The sequence below is a fragment of the Bradyrhizobium rifense genome, from assembly GCF_008123425.1.
GTDB classification, from domain to species: domain Bacteria; phylum Pseudomonadota; class Alphaproteobacteria; order Rhizobiales; family Xanthobacteraceae; genus Bradyrhizobium; species Bradyrhizobium rifense.
Window position 1 is genome coordinate 1 of the sequence record NZ_VSSS01000006.1, and the last position, 19,360, is coordinate 19,360.

At 60.3% G+C, this 19,360-nt stretch carries 20 protein-coding genes and 2 pseudogenes; 10 read left to right on the top strand and 12 right to left on the bottom strand.

Annotated features, from left to right (window positions below):
* The first annotated feature begins 57 nt into the window (after positions 1-57).
* Positions 58-1,854, top strand: a complete 1,797-nt coding sequence (locus FXB40_RS01930) for a caspase family protein (RefSeq protein WP_148770540.1) — start codon at positions 58-60, stop codon at positions 1,852-1,854.
* 18 nt (positions 1,855-1,872) lie between these two features.
* Positions 1,873-2,433: a hypothetical protein gene (locus FXB40_RS01935; RefSeq protein WP_148770541.1), complete on the top strand. Its 561-nt coding sequence runs from the start codon at positions 1,873-1,875 to the stop codon at positions 2,431-2,433.
* Positions 2,434-2,956: 523 nt separating this feature from the next.
* Here FXB40_RS01935 and FXB40_RS49800 read toward each other — a convergent pair.
* Positions 2,957-3,091 carry a hypothetical protein gene (locus FXB40_RS49800; RefSeq protein WP_283812865.1) on the bottom strand — a complete coding sequence of 45 codons (135 nt, stop codon included), beginning with the start codon at positions 3,089-3,091 and terminating at the stop codon, positions 2,957-2,959.
* Between the two features lie 395 nt (positions 3,092-3,486).
* Positions 3,487-3,768: pseudogene (locus tag FXB40_RS01950) on the bottom strand (YciE/YciF ferroxidase family protein); the annotation flags it as partial.
* A gap of 1,125 nt (positions 3,769-4,893) precedes the next feature.
* On the opposite strand from FXB40_RS01950, the gene FXB40_RS01960 reads away from it, so the two are divergent.
* Both FXB40_RS01960 and FXB40_RS01965 read left to right on the top strand, forming a co-directional pair.
* A complete protein-coding gene (locus tag FXB40_RS01960; protein WP_148770545.1) occupies positions 4,894-5,313 on the top strand; it encodes a CopG family transcriptional regulator in 420 nt (139 codons plus the stop codon).
* A 5-nt stretch (positions 5,314-5,318) separates the two neighbouring features.
* On the top strand, positions 5,319-6,494 hold the full coding sequence (locus tag FXB40_RS01965; RefSeq protein ID WP_148770546.1) for an extracellular catalytic domain type 1 short-chain-length polyhydroxyalkanoate depolymerase: 1,176 nt from the start codon (positions 5,319-5,321) through the stop codon (positions 6,492-6,494).
* Between the two features lie 43 nt (positions 6,495-6,537).
* Here the strand turns inward: FXB40_RS01965 and FXB40_RS48915 are convergent.
* A pseudogene (locus FXB40_RS48915) lies at positions 6,538-6,681 on the bottom strand (SOS response-associated peptidase); the annotation flags it as partial.
* A gap of 958 nt (positions 6,682-7,639) precedes the next feature.
* Between FXB40_RS48915 and FXB40_RS01980 the strand changes: the two are divergent.
* A complete protein-coding gene (locus FXB40_RS01980) occupies positions 7,640-7,981 on the top strand; it encodes a hypothetical protein (protein WP_148770548.1) in 342 nt (113 codons plus the stop codon).
* Between the two features lie 740 nt (positions 7,982-8,721).
* Here FXB40_RS01980 and FXB40_RS01985 read toward each other — a convergent pair.
* The 8 genes from FXB40_RS01985 to FXB40_RS02020 form a co-directional block, all read right to left on the bottom strand.
* On the bottom strand, positions 8,722-10,101 hold the full coding sequence (locus FXB40_RS01985) for an OmpA family protein (RefSeq protein WP_148770549.1): 1,380 nt from the start codon (positions 10,099-10,101) through the stop codon (positions 8,722-8,724).
* A gap of 963 nt (positions 10,102-11,064) precedes the next feature.
* Complete coding sequence (locus FXB40_RS01990; protein ID WP_148770550.1) at positions 11,065-11,304, bottom strand: hypothetical protein; 240 nt, start codon at positions 11,302-11,304, stop codon at positions 11,065-11,067.
* 69 nt (positions 11,305-11,373) lie between these two features.
* Positions 11,374-12,201 (bottom strand): aldo/keto reductase, encoded by an 828-nt coding sequence (locus FXB40_RS01995; protein WP_148770551.1) that lies wholly within the window; start codon positions 12,199-12,201, stop codon positions 11,374-11,376.
* The gene (locus tag FXB40_RS02000; RefSeq protein ID WP_148770552.1) at positions 12,201-13,187 is read right to left on the bottom strand and encodes a glutathione S-transferase family protein; all 987 of its coding nucleotides are present in this window, start codon (positions 13,185-13,187) and stop codon (positions 12,201-12,203) included. The genes FXB40_RS01995 and FXB40_RS02000 overlap by 1 nt, the downstream gene beginning before the upstream one ends.
* Positions 13,180-14,151 carry a LysR family transcriptional regulator gene (locus tag FXB40_RS02005; RefSeq protein ID WP_148770553.1) on the bottom strand — a complete coding sequence of 324 codons (972 nt, stop codon included), beginning with the start codon at positions 14,149-14,151 and terminating at the stop codon, positions 13,180-13,182. Before FXB40_RS02005 ends, FXB40_RS02000 begins: the two co-directional genes overlap by 8 nt.
* A 22-nt stretch (positions 14,152-14,173) precedes the next feature.
* Positions 14,174-14,422, bottom strand: coding sequence for a hypothetical protein (locus tag FXB40_RS02010; protein ID WP_148770554.1), 249 nt, complete (start codon positions 14,420-14,422; stop codon positions 14,174-14,176).
* 34 nt (positions 14,423-14,456) lie between these two features.
* On the bottom strand, positions 14,457-15,329 hold the full coding sequence (locus FXB40_RS02015; RefSeq protein WP_148770555.1) for a pirin family protein: 873 nt from the start codon (positions 15,327-15,329) through the stop codon (positions 14,457-14,459).
* 35 nt (positions 15,330-15,364) lie between these two features.
* Positions 15,365-15,763 carry a DoxX family protein gene (locus tag FXB40_RS02020; RefSeq protein WP_148770556.1) on the bottom strand — a complete coding sequence of 133 codons (399 nt, stop codon included), beginning with the start codon at positions 15,761-15,763 and terminating at the stop codon, positions 15,365-15,367.
* A 542-nt stretch (positions 15,764-16,305) separates the two neighbouring features.
* Between FXB40_RS02020 and FXB40_RS02025 the strand changes: the two genes are divergently transcribed.
* The 3 genes from FXB40_RS02025 (at position 16,306) to FXB40_RS02035 (ending at position 17,485) form a co-directional block, all read left to right on the top strand.
* Positions 16,306-16,524 (top strand): hypothetical protein, encoded by a 219-nt coding sequence (locus FXB40_RS02025; protein WP_148770557.1) that lies wholly within the window; start codon positions 16,306-16,308, stop codon positions 16,522-16,524.
* A gap of 133 nt (positions 16,525-16,657) precedes the next feature.
* The gene (locus FXB40_RS02030; RefSeq protein ID WP_148770558.1) at positions 16,658-16,945 is read left to right on the top strand and encodes a hypothetical protein; all 288 of its coding nucleotides are present in this window, start codon (positions 16,658-16,660) and stop codon (positions 16,943-16,945) included.
* A gap of 324 nt (positions 16,946-17,269) precedes the next feature.
* Positions 17,270-17,485 (top strand): hypothetical protein, encoded by a 216-nt coding sequence (locus tag FXB40_RS02035; RefSeq protein ID WP_246207277.1) that lies wholly within the window; start codon positions 17,270-17,272, stop codon positions 17,483-17,485.
* A gap of 150 nt (positions 17,486-17,635) precedes the next feature.
* Here the strand turns inward: FXB40_RS02035 and FXB40_RS02040 are convergent, their stop codons facing one another.
* On the bottom strand, positions 17,636-17,908 hold the full coding sequence (locus FXB40_RS02040; RefSeq protein ID WP_148770559.1) for a helix-turn-helix domain-containing protein: 273 nt from the start codon (positions 17,906-17,908) through the stop codon (positions 17,636-17,638).
* A gap of 551 nt (positions 17,909-18,459) precedes the next feature.
* Here FXB40_RS02040 and FXB40_RS02045 point away from each other — a divergent pair.
* Together FXB40_RS02045 and FXB40_RS02050 are read left to right on the top strand one after the other, a co-directional pair.
* Positions 18,460-18,777 (top strand): cupredoxin domain-containing protein, encoded by a 318-nt coding sequence (locus FXB40_RS02045; protein ID WP_246207296.1) that lies wholly within the window; start codon positions 18,460-18,462, stop codon positions 18,775-18,777.
* A 35-nt stretch (positions 18,778-18,812) separates the two neighbouring features.
* Positions 18,813-19,325 (top strand): anti-sigma factor family protein, encoded by a 513-nt coding sequence (locus tag FXB40_RS02050; RefSeq protein WP_187436600.1) that lies wholly within the window; start codon positions 18,813-18,815, stop codon positions 19,323-19,325.
* Positions 19,326-19,360: the final 35 nt, after the last annotated feature.

Below are 19,360 nucleotides of genomic sequence, written 5' to 3' on the forward strand. Positions count from 1 at the left end.
CACATTCTGCCAAAGTAGTGTGATAGAAGAAGACCCATTAAAAACAGTTGTACTACGATGCATTTGCACGGATCTGTGACATTGCGCCGAATCCTGTTTTTTCTCGCTGTGCTGCTCGTCAGTCAGCCGGCCTGGGCGGCGAACCGTGTTGCGCTCATTATCGGTAACTCCGCCTACAAAAACGCCGCACCGCTTGCCAATCCTGCCAATGACGCTGCGATCGTCGAGGAGACGCTGAAAAAAGCGGGCTTCGACGTCGTGCAGATCCGCACGGATCTCCAGGCGACCGAAATGCGGCGGGCCCTGCGCGATTTTGCCGACGTCGCGCGCGACTCGGATGTTGCCCTTGTCTACTACGCCGGTCACGGCATTGAACTCGAGGGTACGAACTACCTGATCCCGACGGATGCGACGCTCGAGCGCGATACGGATGTGTACGACGAAGCCTTTTCGCTCGAGCGGGTGCTGCTGGCAATCGAGCCTGCACGGCAGCTGCGGCTCGTGATCCTCGACGCTTGCCGCAACAATCCTTTCGCCGACAAGATGAAGCGGACGGTCGGCTCGCGGGCTGTGAGCCGGGGCCTGGCCAGAATCGAGCCGCCGACATCGAATACACTCGTTGCCTTCGCCGCCAAGGCGGGTTCGACGGCGTCGGACGGCGGCAGCAAGAACAGTCCCTATGCCTCCGCGCTGGTGAAATATATCGGCAGTCCGGGCATGGATCTGCGCAGGGTATTCGGCTTTGTCCGCGACGACGTGATGAAAGCCACCGGCAACAAGCAGGAGCCGTATGTGTACGGTACGCTTGGCGGTGACGATGTGCCGCTCGTACCAGGACCGGCCAAGGAAGCGGTCGCCGCAGCGCCTCAACCGGCCCCGCCGCCGCTGCCCGCAACGTCAGTGCTCTCGGCACGTGCCGAAATTCGGCACGACTATGAACTTGCACTGCAGATCGGCAATAAGGATGCGTTGAACTACTTCCTCGCCCAGTATCCGGACGGCTATTACGCAAATCTGGCCAAGCTGCAGCTCGCCAAGATCGATGCGGAAGACAAGCGCGTCGCCGCTGCCGAAAAGGCGCGCCAGGCCGAGCAGGAACAGGCGCGGCTTGTTAGTCAGGGTGCCCAACAGACACAACTGGCCAAAGCGGCCTCTGACCTGAAGGCGGCGCAGGACGCCCGTATCGAGGCGGAGAAGGCCAAAGAGACCGCTCAACAATTGGCAGCGCAAGCCGAGCAGCGGCGTCAGGCTGCTGAAATTGCCGTCGCCGCGAGAATTGGTGCGCCGGCTGCGTCCGACTCGTCGCAAGAGGCCAAGCCGAATCCGGATGCAAAAGTGGCCGCGCTGCCGGCTCCACAGCCGTCCGCGCCGACACCGCCGCCCACTCCACCGTCGAAGGCCGAGCTTGCAAAATCGGTGCAGGCCGAGTTGCGCCGGGTTGGCTGCTTCAGCGGACCGGCCGATGGCGACTGGGATCCCGCCTCACGGCGTTCGCTTGAATTGTTCAACAAGAACGCCGGCACCACGCTCGACGCCAAGGCCGCCAGCACTGAGGCGCTCGACGCAATCAAGCTTAAATCGGCGCGGGTTTGCCCGTTGGTTTGCGGATCCGGCCAGAAGCGCGACGGAGACCAATGCGTCAGGATCACCTGCGCTGCGGGTTACTTCCTGAACAACGACGATGAGTGCGAGAAGCAGAAGGCCCGTCAGGCGCCATCCGCAAGGGTCGAGCGCAGGAGCAGAGAACGTGAAGAGGCTCCGGCAAGGCCCTCGCGGCCGCCGAAGGCGGAGGCCAACTCGGGTGGTAGCGGCGGAGGTGGCGGCCCCGGCTTTATGCCGTTCTTCCTGCCCTGAAATATTTGGCAGCCTCGCATGTCCGTTCCGCTGAGACTTTATATCACGCCGTTCGCCGATAGAGGCGTTCTCGAGCCTGCGCAATGGGATTGCGACACGGCCAAGAAGGCGCTTGATGTCGTCAATACGATCTGGTCGAAGGCCAAGATCGCATTTGTGATCAGTGATTGCGTGATGGAAAGGCCGCTCGACATGGCAAAGAGCCGGCGCAGCAGTGACGAGGTCCTGCTGGGTGTTCTGGCGTCCCGGCATGACCCCGACAATGCGGTCCACATCTACCTCGTCAATTCTATTCCAAATCTGAACGCCGGCGGGGGCTCGTTTCCGAACGGCGTTCCCGAGCCGACGAGCTTCGTCCAGTGGTATGGCAATGACCACGCCAGTGGACGCGCCTGGGCACACGAGATTGGGCATCTGATGGAGCTCGATCATGTCGAGATCGACTATTCCAACGAGAAGCAGGCGGCGCAGCGCGTCAAGAACCTCATGGTGCCTGGATTGAGTGCGGGCAGCGATTTGACCAGCCAGCAGATCGGCACGGCCAAGGGGTCAAAGCTGGTCAAGAGATTTGGCGGTTAAGCCGCGTCCGAAGCTCCACGATGCAATTGATCCTCGCAGCGTCGTGGCTGTCTAAATCGGATAAGCGGGCAGCCGCATTCGACGGGAAACGGGCTGGGGGCAATCGCGCTTTTAGGGAGGCATGTACTGACTGATGTGGCCATGCGACGAATCCCCATTTTCAGCCGGTTAAGCGCAGTCGTGGGACCGGCAAGTCATTGATTTTAATCGATCCGCGGCTGACTCTCAATCAGCGGCTTTGTCGGACCATCTCTGACCGATGAGTAGGCGACGATTACATTCACCATCATCATCGTCCGATGGCGACATAAAAATTAGCAAAGTCAGTTTTGGTTTCAAGTGGGGGTGAAGATTTTTTAGAAGGCCAAGTCCGACCGCTCCGTTGGGCTTCGGCCTAATTGCGGTGTCTCGGCATCAAGCGTTCGCCGGAGGCACGCGGTCGATCGATGATGCCAGGGCAGCCTCGATGAATCCGGGGAGGGGTGCCTTGACGCCGATGACATTACGCCTTGATCGCTTGCCGCTAGAGCAAGCGCAGGCTGTACTTCAGCAAACCCCGCGCGGCGTAGCGGTCGACGAGCTCCTGCAAATGCGAGGGGACATCGGTGAGTTGCAGATTGCAGCGGTGCTGGATCTCGCTGGCGATATGCGCAGACATTTACGGCCAATGCTCTGCGGTGTTGGAAGCGATGACCCGGATCGGACGGCGATACTCTCCAGCCCTTCAGGTCCTGGATGACCGTCTCAAGGTCCGCAATCTCCATGTCGGCTTCGCGCCAAGCGCGTCCAGCACCCCCAAATCATCTGTCACCAGGTAGAGCAGGCGGCTCAATGGCAGTCGACAAGCCGACCGGTGACAATGCTCGCAAGGGTGTGGTGAAGAAGCGCTCTCAATCTAAAACGACGATCGGCGGGCCATCGGGCTGGACAAAGCGCGACAGAGAAAAACCCCGGCCGGGGGCGCGGGGTTCTTCAAAGCCAACATCACCGGGGGAAGCGATGTCGGCACCACTGATGGCACTAATCTTTCAGGCGCTCGAGTGTTCCCGGAAATTATGCCGCGGTCGAAGCCTTTTTGTTAACGCCCTTGCGCAGCGCAATCGTGTTTAGCTTGGTGTTTGCCGCCTTCTCCTCGCTCAGATTCGTCGTGAGAAAGCGCACTATATCCTCGTGACCAAGCTCTTCGGCCCAGGCGATCAATGTGCCGTAGCGACACATCTCATAATGCTCGACTGCTTGGGAATTCGCCACGATGGCGGCATCGAGCACAGCCTTATCTTCAATTTCACCGGCCGTTTCGTTCGCCTCTTTGATGATACCGTCAATCGCCGGAGCGGCGCTCCGGCATGGCGCGGTGGAAACAGCTTACGCTTCACTCTCTGGACAAAGGTCACCGCTCGTCACGGGCACGCGGACGGCGCGGAGCGCGGCACCCAACAGTTCAGATTTGCGCGCGTCTAGGTCGCGATATTGTGGACGTGGCGTGACGGTTAGGCCCAGAATGGAAATGTCGATATTCCGAATTTGACTTGCTCCGTCGGGCAAAACAGTGGTTCATAAGGTGCTGGCTCTAACCGTGTTGAGAGGAACCAGCACATGGCGGATGAAGCCCAAGCGTCTTCCGAGCTGTCCAAAATTGCGAAGCTCAATGGGGAGTTCCGGAGAAATTATGGGACGCTGCTTGGCGCGTTCCTCTACCTGCGTTCGATTAGTGCCGCGCGTGGCCGCTCTTGGTTCTGGGCGGGCTTACTTTCGGTCGCTTGCTCAACCGCGCTGGCATGGGTTGGGAAGCACGGCTTGTCCTGGTTAGTCTCCGGGTGATCGCACGAACGAGAGCATCAGCCGTTTTGAAGCAAGTGATTGCACGGCGCTCGCGCGCTGCCTCCGAGAACCGAATGGTTCGCTTTACCTTGCCATCGGTCGGCAACAACACGTAGTCCAGCACGGCCCTATTGCTCGCCGTCTTTCCTTCGTCATCAGCATTGAGATCACTCCCGCCAGGACGAATCCTTCCGTCCACCTGTTCGTTCCAAGCGGTTAGCACGGGGCAAGGATTCGCGATCGGCATGGCGAAGAGATTGTCCACCTGTTCCAACCGCCCGTGCACAAGCACCTGCAAATCAGCTCTTCATCGGCGGTTAGCCTCGTCAAGCCAATGTTCTTTGCGGATTCGGAGTATCGGGAAAGCACTTCCGAGAGGCTGCTACGGCAGACCCCGTTGAAAGGTATCAAGCGGAAGGAGGTTTGTCGGCCTCCCATGCCGAAACCAGGGCAACCCGCCAAGGCCGGACGCATTTACCCTCCTTTCTGCTCGACCGTCTCGATCGTCGTCGAGAAGGTCTTCGCCGAAGCGGACAAGACGGGCACTTTCTCCAAGAGTTCCATCACGCGCCCCTCTTGCAAAGAGCGAGATGCCATCCATATACCATCCAATTAGATGGTGAAGGGATGGCGAGAAGAATGCCCTCGAATGTTCAAGAGCTGAGGCCGAAGCCTCCGGAAACCGAAAAGATCACTATCAATCTCGGCTTCGTCGACTTGGGCCATGTCGATCTGATGGTGAAGGACGGGTTCTATTCGAACCGCACGGATTTCATCCGGACGGCGATCCGTAATCAGCTCGAGCGTCACGCCGACGTCGTCAAGCAATCTACCGCCCGTAAAGGCCTGGATCTCGGTCTCCGGAATTACACGCGCGCGGATCTCGAGGCGGCGCGGCAAGCCGGCGAGATGCTGCACATCAATGTGCTTGGCCTTTGCAACATCGCGCCGGATGTCACGGCCGATCTCGCCCGCGCGACCATCGGCTCGGTTTCCGTACTCGGAGCCCTCCATGCAACCCCCGCGGTCAAGGCCGCTCTCGCCGACAGAACAAGGTGAACACGGTGTTGAATCAGGACACGCTGCGCGAAGCAACGCGCTTGACCCGAGCGGGGCAACTGGTCGAAGCCACGGCGCTTCTGCAGCGCATGTTCAAAGGCGAGTATGCGCCCTCTGCTGCATCGCACGTCCCGCAGCTCATCGATCTTCCGGGCGGCGTTCCGCCCAACATCGACCTCAAATCTAACCGCGTCGGCAGGGCAGATCTCAAAGCTCCGGGTACCACTGCACGTCAGCACCGGCTGCTGTTCGATCGTGCCAAGGATGGCACCTGGCTGGGCCTGCGGGGCGTCAAGCACGGGCCTGCTTCGATCGCCGACATCGTGCCGGAAGGAACGAAGTTCATCGACGGCACCTACATCAATGAGGCCGGAAGCCGGACCTACAAGCTGTTCATCCCGAGCGGCTACCAACGAGGTCAGTCGCACCCGCTGGTCGTCATGCTGCATGGCTGCACGCAGTCGCCGGACGATTTTGCGGCCGGCACCAGAATGAACTTCATCGCGGAAGAACAGAACTGCCTGGTGGTCTATCCGGCACAGCCCGGCGGCGCTAATCCGTCAAAGTGCTGGAACTGGTTTCGCGCAGCCGACCAGCGTCGCGACGAAGGCGAGCCCTCGCTGATCGCGGGGATCACTCGCCAAGTCATGTGTGACTACTCGATCGATCCAAGGCGCGTCTTCGTCGCCGGCCTCTCTGCCGGGGGCGCCGCTGCAGCAATCATGGGAGCCACCTATAGCGATCTATACGCTGCGGTCGGGATCCATTCCGGGCTTCCTTACGGAGCCGCCACCGATATGCCCTCGGCGTTCACCGCCATGCGGCAAGGAGGCAAAGGCGCTTGTCCTGCGGCGACCGGTCCGATGATGCCGACCATCGTTTTTCACGGCGATCGCGACACCACCGTGCATCCCGACAATGCCGCCCAGGTCGTCGAACAGGCGATCGGAGCGACCAAGACGCAGAAGAAAGTGCATCGCGGGCAAATTCCGGGAGGGCATGGATATACCCGAACGACCCACGTCGACGGCCAGCGCGAGATTCTGGAGCACTGGAACATCCACGGCGCCAGCCATGCATGGTCTGGAGGGAGCCCCGCCGGATCCTATACGGACGGAGACGGGCCGGATGCCACGAAGGAAATGCTGCGATTCTTTCTGGAGCATCCGCACGCGGGATGAATCCCGAAGCGAGGCCGGAAGATCCCCTCGCGAGATAGCCTCGTCAGATCGTAGACCCGGGAGCGTCTTCCTTCACTCCACGGGCGACGATTCGGAGCGCGCCGTCGGGCAGAGGCCGCTGCAGTATGAGGGTTTCGTCTGACGGTGCGGTCATCCAGGTCTCGACCTCCTCGGGCGTCGTCAAGATCTTGTGCGAGGCCAGGAACGAATACCGGAGGCGGCGAAAAGCCGATGATCGGCTGATTGGGATCGAAATTGGAGAAAGCCTGCGTCGGAGAGGCATTCGAAGAAATCAGATTCAGCTCGTGCTGCACATTGCCGAGGCCGAGATCGGGCCAGGAAAATTGCAAATCGGAAAATGAAAAATCCAGATCGGAAAACGGGAAGCGCGCCGAACCTTTGTAAGGAGTCCTGATAGGAAATTGTACGGAGCGGAGTCAGATCTTAAACTGATAAGGTTTCGAGCAAAAGCTTATCAGTCGGGGTCCGGGTAGCTCGCGACTGGGTCATTTCTCAAACTCAGAAATCGCTGTGCGGCACGCTCTCGTCGTCATGCCGCGCAGTTGCACCATCAGTTATCGGCGGTGGCCCAGCCCTATCCCAACGTGCAACGCTTTCTGGCGAAGGGCCCCAACCGAGCGCCTCGTAAGCTTTGCTATTTTGACTACTGGCGTTCTTGCCTTTGAATGAGCCTTCAGCTCTTTAAGATCGGCTTTCGTCCATTCGCGGCGCTTACCCGTCCGTTTGGCCACCTTAGCTTTCTTCAAGTTAGTTGCTCCTATTGATGATGAGGGTCGGTTGCTTATCACGGAAGATCGGGCCGCGTGCTGTCGCGGGACACGCCGCTTGTTTTCACATACGGAAGCGCGGCCCTTTCGAACAAGACATCTATCCACTCCTCCTTACCGTTGGCCGCAAGATCCTGTGAAGGCACCACTTCTTGAGGGATCAATGCAACGGCGCGAAAATAGCTACGGTCGTTAGCTACGAAGCTGGAGCTCTGACGTTTTGCGATTACGAACTTTTGGGCCTGACTTCCAATAACTCCGATTATCGAAAGTCAGTCCAGCGGGCAGCTTTTCCACCCAGCGGCCGACTCTCACGGCACGGGCGCCAAATCCCGTGCGGCGACGTATCGGAGCGGCTTGCCCTCGCTGGCAATCAGCGACCAGCTGTTCTTGCTCTCAAGCACCGTGACGCCGGTCCTGGCCGACAAGCGTGGGATCAGCATGAGCAACGTGATCGAGCTGGTGCCCGACCGCTCCGAGGTCAACATCGACGAGCGTCACGCGCAGACCTTCCGAGATCTGGAAACCAACCTTCGGGATTGCGTGAGGAGGACCGGCATAGCCGCCGAGTTGATGTTGAACGCGAGCATCGAAAACGACCATTTACGGTTCGCCGTGTTTCATTCGGCCGAGATGCTGGTAGCGCTAGAAAAGGAGTACGACGCGCGCGGGAATAGCGAGCTGCGGGGCCCGGCATGAAGCGCCGGCGCAGACAGCACCGGAAGCGAGACCGCCAGCGGCTGATGACGCACCGCCGGCGGCTGAGGCGGTGACAGCAAAAGGCCCGCCGGTCACTTGGCGGGCCTAGCACTCCCAGCGCTCTGATCCGCAATTGGACCGGCAGCCGGGAGCTTTGGGGGCTGGAAGAGCGAGCCGTGCCATGCTGGCTATTTGGCCACAATACGTAGGAAAACGGATTCCGGTAGTTATACCGACTCCATTTTCGGAAAGGGGTGTTCTACTGTGAGAACACCGGCGAGATTTAAGTACTCATCAATTTTCAGTTGTCCGGGATGGCCGCAGTGGGGGCTGGAACCACCCTGCGGCCTTTCCCTTCAGGAACAAACTTCTGCGAGCGTCGACGCTTTTCGTCTGACAACATTTTTGCGCAGCGGTCTGGATCCCGAATTCATTTTTGGAGCGGCGATGTCTCATCTCGTGGCATGCGTATTTTGTGCCCCCCGTTGCGACTGCGATGATCTGGGCAGGAATTGTCCTCTACCTAAACATGGTTCTTCCCGAGGAACAGGACTAAGTCGCGAGGCGCGTAATGGGCAAGATCGGATTTGCTATCATCCTTGCTGCCGTTGCGGCTGACCTGCTCCCCTGAAATGCCCCCGGTTTTGAGTTAGGGTTCTGTTCTCCACCGAGGAGAGGGAGGGACTCCTCTCCACGATTTCGAACTCCGATCTAGGATTAACAGTCCGCGCATCAGCGCGTCAGCTGTTCACGATGTGAAGCTCGACCCGCCGGTTCTTGGCTCGGCCCGGCTCATCCGTGTTCGGCGAAAGGGGCTGGGTCTTGCCGAAACCCTGCGTCCGGATCTTGGCGCGCTCGAGATATTTGCGCGTGACGAACCAATCGGCGGCCGCCTTGGCGCGCGCTTCCGACAGGCGCTGGTTGTAGTCTGCCGAGCCTGTCGCGTCGGTGTGCCCGTTGATGAGGACATATCTCAAGCGCGGGCCGATTCTCGCCTTGATGTCCGCTGCGGCCTTCTCAAGCGCCGCGTTGGCCTCCGGCTTGATGTTCGATTTGTCGGTATCGAACAAGACGTCGCCGCTGATCCTGATCAGCGAGTCATCATTGGCGGTGACTCGCACGGGGCCGGGATCCGACGTGATGATGTCCAAGCCGTTATCGATCCAGCGGCCGGGCCCTGGATCTGTCATGACCACCCGCCACTTGGCCTTTTCTGTGATCGGCTCGGGCTTGTCGAGCAGCTTGTCCAGCAGCGTGTACAGGGCCCACAGCCAGGGCCTCGCGTTCTCGCTCGAGAATGCCTGGCCGGCGCCCATGATGTTGCCCGCGAGTGCCGCGTTCGTTGAGCCATAGCAGACCAGCGCGTTCGTGCCGCCCGCGAGCGGGCTTCCCGCGGGCAGATAGCGGTCGACATTTGCCGTGTTGAGATTCGCCGCGAGCTGGCAGATCGGCGCCTTCGTCAGCACACCGATGTGGTCGAGCCCGATGGCATGGCCGATCTCGTGAGCAATCACGGGGTGGCTTGCCGGCATGCCGGGGGCGTGGCCGAGAGGGAACGCCCATGGGGTCGCGTCGAACGAGTCGTAAAGAAACGCGTGGGAGCGAAATACCCCGGGATCGGGCACCCTGCCGGTTGCGGTGATAAAGGCGGCGTTGAGGTTGGTGACCTCGATGGTCCTGTGGGCACCGCTTGCGGGCGAGAAGTCGACCTCTAGTGCACACAGCAGGTTCGGCCGAAAGATCTTGTTCGGAAACTTGTTGAAGAACGGATCCTTTTGGTAGACCTCGTCGAGCCCCGAAAAGGCGGGCGGCGGAACGAGCCAGAACCTGTTATTCCATAGGTTGGCCTGCGCCGACGCGCTGTTGACGAACGCAGACCACTGGGCGTCGGTCCACGGCGTCGTGAGGAACGGCTTGTTGTCGGCGTCCAGCCGGACCGGCAGAAATCCCCTCGCCTGTTTGAGGCTGATCTTGAGCTTGATCGTGAGCTTGACGTGTTTGAAGCCGCCAGTCGGCTGGTAGAGGAAGGTGTCGAACGCGGCCGGAACGCTGCCGCCGGTCCTGGAATTTGAGCTGAATGCCGCGCCGACGAGCGGGACAGGTTTGTAGGACGGTGCCATGGGCTCCTCCAACAGAGGTTTCGACCGCAGGATGCGCCTCTTGGTCGCGGCGAAGCGCGGCGGCGTTCAATGGACCCGGCGCGGATCTGCAGGCTTCGCGGCTGCGGTCGCGATGCGATTCGGCGCTCCGGCGAATGCGCAATCCGCGGCCGAACGACAAAAGTCGAAAACAACCCCATGCACAGTAGACGGCGGCTGCGGGTGCGAGGTGCGCTGCAGCCGGAGAACTATCTGAAGCGACGGGTGAAATTTCGAGAGCGGGTTACGCTGGGTGGGGGTGGCTCAGACTCGACACCGGAGCGCGTTGCGCGGCGACACCGCCGCCCGGTTCCGGTCACACTTTCGGAGGTCGGCAGAGATAGGTGGTCACCGCAGCGTCGGATAACCGCCGAATCGTGCCGGAGGCTGACCACCGATTGGCCACCGAAACGCCGTGAACAGACGGCGATAAAGGTGGTCAATCATGAACGAACTTGATTGTTTTTGCTGGATTTTTCGATTGCTACTTACGTTCGGGACGCAGGGGGCGCGGGTGTTGAAGGCGCGGCCGAGCAATTTACATTTCGTCTGTAACCTATTGATTTCGATAGCGCTATTGCAGCGGTTTTTTACATCTAAGTATCTGTAATTGCTTCTGAAAGATGAGACTCTTAATCAGCGGGTCCCAGGTTCGAGCCCTGGTGCGCCCACCATCATTAAGAGATTGGCCCGCAAGGGCTTTTTTCATTCCTTCGAAAGAACAAACCGAGTGTCGTGCGACGCTTTTGGGGTCGGACGTCGCACACCGTGCGACGTCTCGGATGTTTGGGGAATTATTCATCGCACCGAGCTCAGACGGTCCTTGTTTGCGGATGGCGGCGAGAGATGGAGCGTACGCCCCGCCTTAGGAAGGCGCAAATCGTTGGGGGGTGATTGCGCGCTACACCGCCTCCACCGGATTAACGAAACTCTGCCGCTGTCCGTTCAGCCCTTCATCCCTTCCTTTCGAACCTGCAATTCAAGCCTGTCGATGCCGGAATCGGCACGAGCCGCATTGCGGGCGCGGTAGTGCTTCACGATGGTCTGTGCGCTTCGGTATGAATGTCCAGTGATGTCGCAGATCGTCAGCAAGTCGCAGCCAGCTCGATCGAGCAGCATGACGCAAGTATCACGCAGGTCCTGGTGCGTGCTTTCTCGATCGCCGGGAGGTGGGCCGAAGCCCATTCCCCCAGCGCCTGCATCCTTGGGCGGTCTCGGTCGATGCCGGCGTCCGAGTATCGGCCGCGGTGCTCCTTAAGGATCCCACGCTGGGGCCAGTCCCGGCGGGCTGACAATGCGGCCGTTCGGCTCTGCGAGCGTCTGAATGGCGGCCATTTCATCATCGCCCAGTTCGAAGTCGAAAACGGTCAGGTTCTCGGCTAGGCGATTGGGGTTGGTGGTCCGCGACAAGGCGACGACGCCGTCTTGCTGTATCAACCATCGAAGCACTACCTGCGGAATGCTCCGTCCGTGGGTTGCCGCGATTTCCGCAAGTGTCGGATCGCCTAGCACCCGGCCGACGGCCATCGCGCAGTAGGCGGTCACCGCAAGCCCTGCGTGGCGCGTCGCACCTGCAATCAGCGACTGGTTGAGGTACGGATGATATTCGAATTGATTGGTGACCAGCGGAGCCGCGGAAAGGCCGATCGCCTGATCGAGCAACCGCCGATTAAAGTTGCTGACCCCGATGTGACGGACCTTGCCCGATTTCACGGTCTCGTTGAGCAGTCCGATCTGATCCGCAAGGGGCACCCCTTCGTGAGGCCAATGCAGCAGGAGCAGATCGATGTAGTCGGTTCGCAGATTCCGGAGGCTTTGATCGACGGACGAAGCGAAGCGACCTTCCGGATAGTTGGCGACCCAAACCTTGGTGGTGAGGAAGATCTCGGAGCGCGGAACGCCCGAAGATGCGACGCATTCGCCGACATCTATCTCGTTGTGATAGATCTGCGCCGTATCGATATGGCGGAAGCCGGCCTTCAACGCTGCCGGAAGCGTCCGCAGCATTTCCTCGCGCGCGGTCCCGTAGGTGCCAAATCCGATTGCGGGAATCTTGGCGCCGTTGGCGACGACATTGTGCATCAGCGTTCTCCGTAGGACGGTTTGGAATCCGCGGGCTCGCCGAAGTCGAGATCCGGTCCCACCGGGACGATGCCGGACGGATTGATCCATCGATGGCTTCCGTAATAGTGCGCCTTGATGTGCTGGAAATTCACCGTCGGCCGGATGTCGGGATACCGGTAGAGCTCCCTGGTGTACCGCCACAGGGATGGATAACCGACGATCTGCCGGCGATTGCATTTGAAGTGCCCGAAGTAGACCGAGTCGAAGCGGATGAGGGTGGTGAAGAGACGGATGTCCGCTTCCGTCAAATTGTCGCCCAGCAGAAAGCGCCGATTCAAGAGGCGTTTCTCCAGCCATTCGAGCATATCGAAGACCCTATCGACCGCCGCTTCGTAGGCCGCCTGCGAGCCGGCAAACCCCGCTGCGTACACTCCGTTGTTGAAATCGGCATAGACGCGCGAATTGATCTCGTCGATCTCAGCACGCTGTCGTTCAGGATAGTAATCGCCTGCCTTGGCGCCAATTCCATCGAACGCCGAATTGAACATCCGAATGATGTCCGCGGACTCGTTGGAGACGATGGTGCGCTTCTTCTTGTCCCACAGCACCGGCACCGTGACGCGCGACGTGCACTGTGGATCGGCCAACTGATAGATCTGATAGAGCCTGGTTGCGCCGTTGACGGTGTCCGGGATCACGTTCGGGCCGGGCTCGAATGTCCAGCCTTCGTCGCCCATGTGCCAGTGCACCACCGACATGCCGACGAGGCCCGCCAGGCCTTTCAGGTTCCGCATGATGATCGTGCGATGGGCCCAGGGACATGCGAGCGAGACGTACAGATGGTAGCGGTCGGCCTCCGCGCCGAACGCGCGCGCTCCATGGTCGCCGCGGTCATCCGGACCTATCCAGTTGCGGAATATCGACGGAGGCCGCTTGAGGACGCCATCCGACAGGACCGCGCCTACTCCGCTGCGTTGCCAAACTCCACCTATGAGCTCACCCATGGGAACGGGCCTTCCTTTTCGCAGGCGGCTTTGCCTTCTGCCGGACGCGCGCCGGCAGCCTTCCCGCCGTCACGGGAATTTGCTTGAGGCGATCGACGAACCATCGGCCGGCGGGGCCGGGCGGAGATTTGGTCTGCCAGACCGCCGACATCGACAGCATTAGGCCTTCCGGAGGGACATCCTCGATCGGCAGCACCGAGAGGCGGCCCTCTTCGATGTCCTTGCGCACCACATGCAAGGGCATCCCGCCCCAGCCGAGACCCTTGAGCAGGAAGTGATGCTTGGCGAAGAGATCGGCCAGCCGCCACGTCGCCGACGACATGACGCCGAACTCGCGTCCGGAAGACAGTTCCGATCGGTCGGTGAGGACGATCTGCGTGTGCTTTCCGAGGATGTCCTTGGGAATCTTGCCCCGGTATGACGTCAGGGCATGATCCCGCGCGGCGACCATGAGAAACGTGATGCTCGGCAGTCTTTCGAACGTCAGCGTATCCGGAATGACGGGGAGCGACCCCACCACGCCGATGCTGCACTGTCCCTCGAGCACGGGTTTGATGGCACCTCCGAGTGCTTCGACATAGATCCGAAGCGCAACGCCCGGATATTTCTGGCGGAACTCGGTGGCGACCTGCGTGACCGCATCGATCGGATAGAACACGTCGATCACGACCGACAGCTCCGGCTCCAGGCCGGCCGACATGCCCTTGGCGCGGGCTTTCAGCAAGTCGACGTTCGTGATGATGTTGCGAGCATCGCCCAGCAGCGCCGATCCCTCCGGCGTGAGCTTGGGATAGCGACCGGACCGGTCGAACAACTGTACGCCGATCTGATCCTCGAGATTGCCGATCGTATCGCTCACCACGGACTGGGCCCGCAGCAGCTTGCGGGAGGCGGCCGAAAAACTTCCTTCGTCTACCGCGGCGATGAACGTGCGCAGTTGATCGAGCGAGACGGCGTCAAGCATTGGATCTACCTTTCGAAAGCGATCAGAGCGCCCACTGGTCTTCCTGGTCGTTCCAGTCGGTTCTGTTCAGGCGTCGCACGATCTCCTCGCTCATCGCGGCGTCGCCGGCAACCGCGATGATGGCGCCGTCCTGTGCGACGATTTCGCGGCCATTTGCATGGACCGGGAAGTGCTCCCCTCGCAGCGGCGAGCGTCGATCAGAACGGTCCCGGCGTTCCGGGGTAACTCCCGCCACACGTCGTAGAAGCTGAGATGAATCTGTTCCGAACATCGGTCCTCTCCTTCGTCCTGATTGAGCAGCCGCTTCAGCGTCCCACCCGTCCCAGGACACCCTGGTTGTGGAGGCGGCGGCCGAGATCGGCGATGTTCTTCTCACCGATCCGCAAGGAATCCACGTTGGTGTGCACCGAGTAGTGCCCGGTCACCAGATCGTAGGGATGCTTGACTGCAGAGCCCAGCACGAAGCCGGCGTCCGTGAGCGCCTCGAACTCGATCGGCCGGTCGCTCTCCTCGAACACGGCGAGTTCGCCCGTCGATATCCGTTCCGGTGTAGCCAGGGTCCCTTTGTGCGATGCGAGCCAAGTGACGTCGTGGCCCTTGGCCGGGCGAAAGGTCCAGCGCTCGCCGGCCCTCAGATGCACGTCGAGATAGGTCACGCCGCGGGGCGATCCGACGATGCTCCTTACGCCATCGTGTTCGCCCACGATGACCCGCGCGGGTCCGGCAGAATGAAAATCGGAGGCGCTGAGATACTGGCTTTCGGGTTCGGCAAGCTCCAGTTCGGGCGGCATGGCGACCCAAAGCTGAAAGCCCTTGATCCGCTCGCTGCCGAACATTCCGCCGGTGTGCCAGACGCCGCTGCTGGCGCGCATCCACTCGACGCCGCCGGTGTCGATGACGCCTCCGCGCCCGGTGGTCTCCTTGTAGGAAGCCTGGCCCGACAGGATAAGGGTCAGGGTCGCAATTCCCGAATGGGGGTGAAAGCCGAATTTCGGAGCCGACGCCGGATCGGCGTCGAAGTAGTCAAGAAACACGAACGGTTTGATCCGCTCGCCGATGTCGCCCGGACTTACCAGCCGGGTGACGCGGTCGTGCGAGTGTCCACGCGTACGAAGGGCAATCCGTCGTGAGATCGGTTCTGAGTGCGTCGGGCGCGTGAACACTGCATCGGTCGTCATCTTCGTTCTCCTGGATCTTGTGTCGCGGGACGGGGTCAGCCCTTCACGCGCTCAATCAGGTCGGTCAGTTCATCCCGCCGCAGATAGACGACGGCCGCATTGAGTAGGCCCAGGACGATCGCCGGGACAGGGCTGGTGTGCAGCACGAACAGATGGGCCGTCGTTGCGCCGATCATGGTGGTGCCGAGCAACAGGCCGGCGACCGAAGCCAGGCCGGGAACGAGCAGGGCCACGGCGCCCGCCACTTCCACGGCGCCGGTCACGAAGCGGAACCATTGTCCGACTCCGATCTGCGCGAACAGGTCGACCATGAAAGGCACGCCGGTCAGCTTGGCTACGCCTGCGGCGAGGAATGCCGCAGCCAGCACGCCTTGCAGCGACCATGCGCCGATGCGGCGGGAGGGACGGGCGGTCTGGATGGATGTAACACTCATGTTGGCTCCTTGGGTTGTGGTTGAAAGCAACACGAACCTAGAAGCCGGACGTCCTTTGCAAAACCCGATTTATTTCGATGATATCTATCGGCTGTTCCGATGGATAAAAATTACGTCTGTGAAACCGAAAGCGCAATTGGTTATTGTATCGCACTTGCACACGGACGCTGGCCGTGCGCGGTGGTCCCGACGCTCCCCGACCTTGACCGTCCTAATAGGACAGTCGATCTGTCGAATTAGGACACCCAACGGAGTGCTCCTTTTGCGCAGTCACCTTTTCACTTTGACGGAGAATAAACTGAGCTGGCCGACTGGACTGATCCAGCCCAAGTCCGGACGGCAGGCGGCCCTACCACGCGACTTCGCGAGGCGGGGTCGCTGCGTGTAGGGCGCGCGGGTCTATGAAGCAAAAACGCCGCCCGCTCAAATGAGCGCGGGCGGCGGCTTACCAGCCCCGGGAGGGAAACTGTAAAATCCCGATACTCCGTATGTCTGCATGCGTCGTGTCAAGGTTCATCATCGCGGGACAGGAAAAGAACATCATGACTGACGATCAGGTCAATCTCCTGGTTCAGCACCTTTGCGAGCAATTGCACTTGGCGCTCCGATTGAAGGGCAGCGAGGCACATCCACCAAACGCCAAGGATATTGGCTTCGATCCTGCCTCTGTAAGAACTGTGTTGCTGACCGGCTTGCGTTCGGCGGGCTTCACGATCCACCATGAGGCAGCCGGGGCGAGCGAAGAGCCGCCGTGGTCCTAACGACAATGCAGGACAGAAGTCCCGTGCCAATGTCTCGGTTGGGTCAAAAGCGTCGGATGGCGCAGCGGCAAACTTCCGCTCCTCCCTCATCTACTGACAACCGTCCTTGTTAGCGGTCGACAATGTGAACTGTATGACTGCATTCGTCTTTGAACTCATCTTTTGGATGTTGCTCGATCTCATCGGATGCGGCGTCGCGCACGTTGTTCTCCAACTCATTACCGGTGACAAGGTTGTTGTTCAGCCCTTGACGGCTAATCCGCTGCGGACCTCTCAGCAAGAGTTTCTGAGTTACTACCGGATTAGAAACGGCCGCATCGAATTGGACCGGAGCCTTGCCGGACTTTTTGGCCTGATCTTTTGTCTTCTGGTGGCGGCCGCGAGCTTTCTGGCGACATTCGCTGTCGCGTCTCTAATCTAGTTGTGCTTTGAGCGACGCCGGCATCTGGGCAGAGATCCATTCGCAGCGACTTCCTTGATTCCGACCGCCGAGACGAATGCTATGAGGTTAGAAGCAGGAGGGTCTCGCGTGGCCGACCGGGTCGCCCCAACCCAGGGCCGTGCGAAGAATGCTTGAATGAACGTGCCGATCGCGAGCGATACAAGGATGTCGCCACATGGTCGGCGCCCCGGCGACGTTGCCAACCTGCTGGGCTGAAGGCCAGCCTGCCGTTTCGGCCTTGCCGCCTCTCTGCTCGCACGTTGCTCGGCGCGCGCCCGCAACTGGGGTGTGCGCATACTGTTCATGAACTGCTTGGTTGAGAATGCCGCCATGATGCATTTGGCGCGGAAGCAGGGTCTGAAGATCGCTGTGTCCGGCGGCGATGCCGAAGCGTTCGTGCGCTTGCCGCGAGCCGACCTGACCAGTCTGGCAGCCGAGGCGGTCGCCGAGCACCTCGGCCTGTTCGATCACGCCCAGAAATCCTATTGGGCGGCGCTGCTGGCCCAGCTTCTCCAATAAGGGTTTTCGCAGACGAGCTTCACAACGGAAGCAAAGCTGTTGTTGGCGAATACAACATACCCCACGCATCTACTGGGGGCATGTCACGAGTTAAGACGCTGGGAAATAGTCGTGGCGCGAGGGCGTCAGCGTACAGCTAGGAGCGCATCATTATTCCCCGTTCTTCGGCCTTAAACCGAGTCTATAGCCGAGCGCGTCAGCCCATTTCTCCAGCGTGGCCAGCACGGGCGGCTGTACGCCGGTCTCAAGGCGGGCGAAGTGATCGCGCCGAATGCCCATGCGGCTGGACACATCGTTCTGCGTCAGCTTCCAGGCTATCCGGACCTCAACCAGGGCCTTCACAATCCGATGGATTTCAGAGACTTCTGCCACACGGCGGCGATAGAGTGGCGCGTCAAGCGGATTCGGACGGTGGAGGAGCATGGCTCAAAACTCCGAACAATCTATTATTGGTTGGGCCCGATGGGTCGCGACTCCCGCATCCCAATCGGCGCTCGAGCTTCGCCTAGCGTGGTACGGTTTCCACGCACGTGCCGTCTCGTCATACAGCCTCCCGTTCACCCGGCACGCCGCGTAGAGCTTTGCGCATCCGTCGCTCCTGCAAGCGCCGCATCTGCTTGTTGTGCATCCATCTCGGCTGATCGCCGAAATATCGGACCCTCTTGTCTCGAAAGATTCATCCGCGAATCTTTTTATTCCTGCAAAGAGTCGTTGATCAGATCGCGCATCACCGTTCCAGTTCTACGTCCTCATCCTGCTATCGCCGACAAGCCTGTCCCGTTGCGACGGATTTCGGCATCTTGGGCGGAATAAAGGACGTCCTCGCCAAGTCACTTCGTTGAAGCCGGGAAAAGGCCCCGCGGCCAGGTGTGGGCTGCTTCAGGAGGAGACGTGCAAAGGAGATTACCATGGTTATCTCGAACACAATGCGCAGCGCACTCGTCGCGGCTGCGCTCGGTGCGGTGACAGCCGTCATGCCTGCCGTGGTCGTGCTGCCTGGCTGGACGCAAGATGCGGCGGCGAGCGCCGTATCGATCGACAATTTCACCTTCACGCCGCAAACGTTGACTGTGAAGGTCGGCACTACCGTGACTTGGACCAACAAGGACGATATCCCGCACGGCATTGCCTCGGACAATAATGCCTTTCGAAGGTCGAAGGCCTTGGACACCGGCGACAAATTCGCGTTCACGTTCACCACGCCCGGCACCTACAAATACTTCTGCTACGTTCATCCGCATATGACGGCACGATCTTGGTGCAGCCAACTAGCGGCTAGCGCCATGGCGTAGCGATGGGCGATCGGTGCGGGGCTAGGAAGACTGTCATGAACTGCACCAAATGCGAAGTCCTAGTTCACGCGCTCATCGACGGTGAGCTCGATGCTGGGCATACCAGCGACGCCGAAACGCACGTCGCGACTTGCTTCGGCTGTACGGAAAACCTCAAGACGCTCGGCGCTATGCGTGAGGCGATGGCGGGTGCCGACCTTAAATGGACGGCGCCGGCGCATCTGCGCCGTCACATCGAGGCGGCACTGCTGTTGCCCGTGGCGTCAGCTTCCGCGCAAATCGTCGCCCCACACAAATTCCTGCAACCGTCCCGGCGCACTTTCTTCGGCGGCTTCGCCGACCCTTGCCGTTTTCGAGTTTTGCATCTGAAGAGCAAATTGGTAGGCGGGCGCGCTGCCCGGCCGGCATCGGGAGGGCATGACCGCGTTGCAGCAGAATTGGGTTTGCGCCGCCGCAATCGCGACGATCGATCGATACGACCCGGTCCGCCAGGCCGCATGGGACGCTTCAGCTGCGGGTCTAGATTGAGAGGGGATTGCGAACCGTAAAACGATTTGGCAGACCTTTGTGGTCCACCGATGGG

What these genes read in the sequence shown, in the direction of transcription:
- FXB40_RS01960 (WP_148770545.1), top strand. Translation starts at nt 4,894, where the DNA reads ATGCCCTCGAATGTTCAAGAGCTGAGGCCGAAGCCTCCGGAAACCGAA.
- FXB40_RS02005 (WP_148770553.1), bottom strand. Translation starts at nt 14,151, where the DNA reads ATGCTTGACGCCGTCTCGCTCGATCAACTGCGCACGTTCATCGCCGCG.
- FXB40_RS02045 (WP_246207296.1), top strand. Translation starts at nt 18,460, where the DNA reads ATGCCTGCCGTGGTCGTGCTGCCTGGCTGGACGCAAGATGCGGCGGCG.
- FXB40_RS01935 (WP_148770541.1), top strand. Translation starts at nt 1,873, where the DNA reads ATGTCCGTTCCGCTGAGACTTTATATCACGCCGTTCGCCGATAGAGGC.
- FXB40_RS02020 (WP_148770556.1), bottom strand. Translation starts at nt 15,763, where the DNA reads ATGAGTGTTACATCCATCCAGACCGCCCGTCCCTCCCGCCGCATCGGC.
- FXB40_RS02000 (WP_148770552.1), bottom strand. Translation starts at nt 13,187, where the DNA reads ATGGGTGAGCTCATAGGTGGAGTTTGGCAACGCAGCGGAGTAGGCGCG.
- FXB40_RS02015 (WP_148770555.1), bottom strand. Translation starts at nt 15,329, where the DNA reads ATGACGACCGATGCAGTGTTCACGCGCCCGACGCACTCAGAACCGATC.
- FXB40_RS49800 (WP_283812865.1), bottom strand. Translation starts at nt 3,091, where the DNA reads ATGTCTGCGCATATCGCCAGCGAGATCCAGCACCGCTGCAATCTGCAA.
- FXB40_RS01990 (WP_148770550.1), bottom strand. Translation starts at nt 11,304, where the DNA reads ATGGGCTTCGGCCCACCTCCCGGCGATCGAGAAAGCACGCACCAGGAC.
- FXB40_RS02030 (WP_148770558.1), top strand. Translation starts at nt 16,658, where the DNA reads ATGACTGCATTCGTCTTTGAACTCATCTTTTGGATGTTGCTCGATCTC.
- FXB40_RS01930 (WP_148770540.1), top strand. Translation starts at nt 58, where the DNA reads ATGCATTTGCACGGATCTGTGACATTGCGCCGAATCCTGTTTTTTCTC.
- FXB40_RS02035 (WP_246207277.1), top strand. Translation starts at nt 17,270, where the DNA reads ATGAACTGCTTGGTTGAGAATGCCGCCATGATGCATTTGGCGCGGAAG.
- FXB40_RS01995 (WP_148770551.1), bottom strand. Translation starts at nt 12,201, where the DNA reads ATGCACAATGTCGTCGCCAACGGCGCCAAGATTCCCGCAATCGGATTT.
- FXB40_RS02010 (WP_148770554.1), bottom strand. Translation starts at nt 14,422, where the DNA reads ATGTTCGGAACAGATTCATCTCAGCTTCTACGACGTGTGGCGGGAGTT.
- FXB40_RS02025 (WP_148770557.1), top strand. Translation starts at nt 16,306, where the DNA reads ATGACTGACGATCAGGTCAATCTCCTGGTTCAGCACCTTTGCGAGCAA.
- FXB40_RS01985 (WP_148770549.1), bottom strand. Translation starts at nt 10,101, where the DNA reads ATGGCACCGTCCTACAAACCTGTCCCGCTCGTCGGCGCGGCATTCAGC.
- FXB40_RS02040 (WP_148770559.1), bottom strand. Translation starts at nt 17,908, where the DNA reads ATGCTCCTCCACCGTCCGAATCCGCTTGACGCGCCACTCTATCGCCGC.
- FXB40_RS02050 (WP_187436600.1), top strand. Translation starts at nt 18,813, where the DNA reads ATGAACTGCACCAAATGCGAAGTCCTAGTTCACGCGCTCATCGACGGT.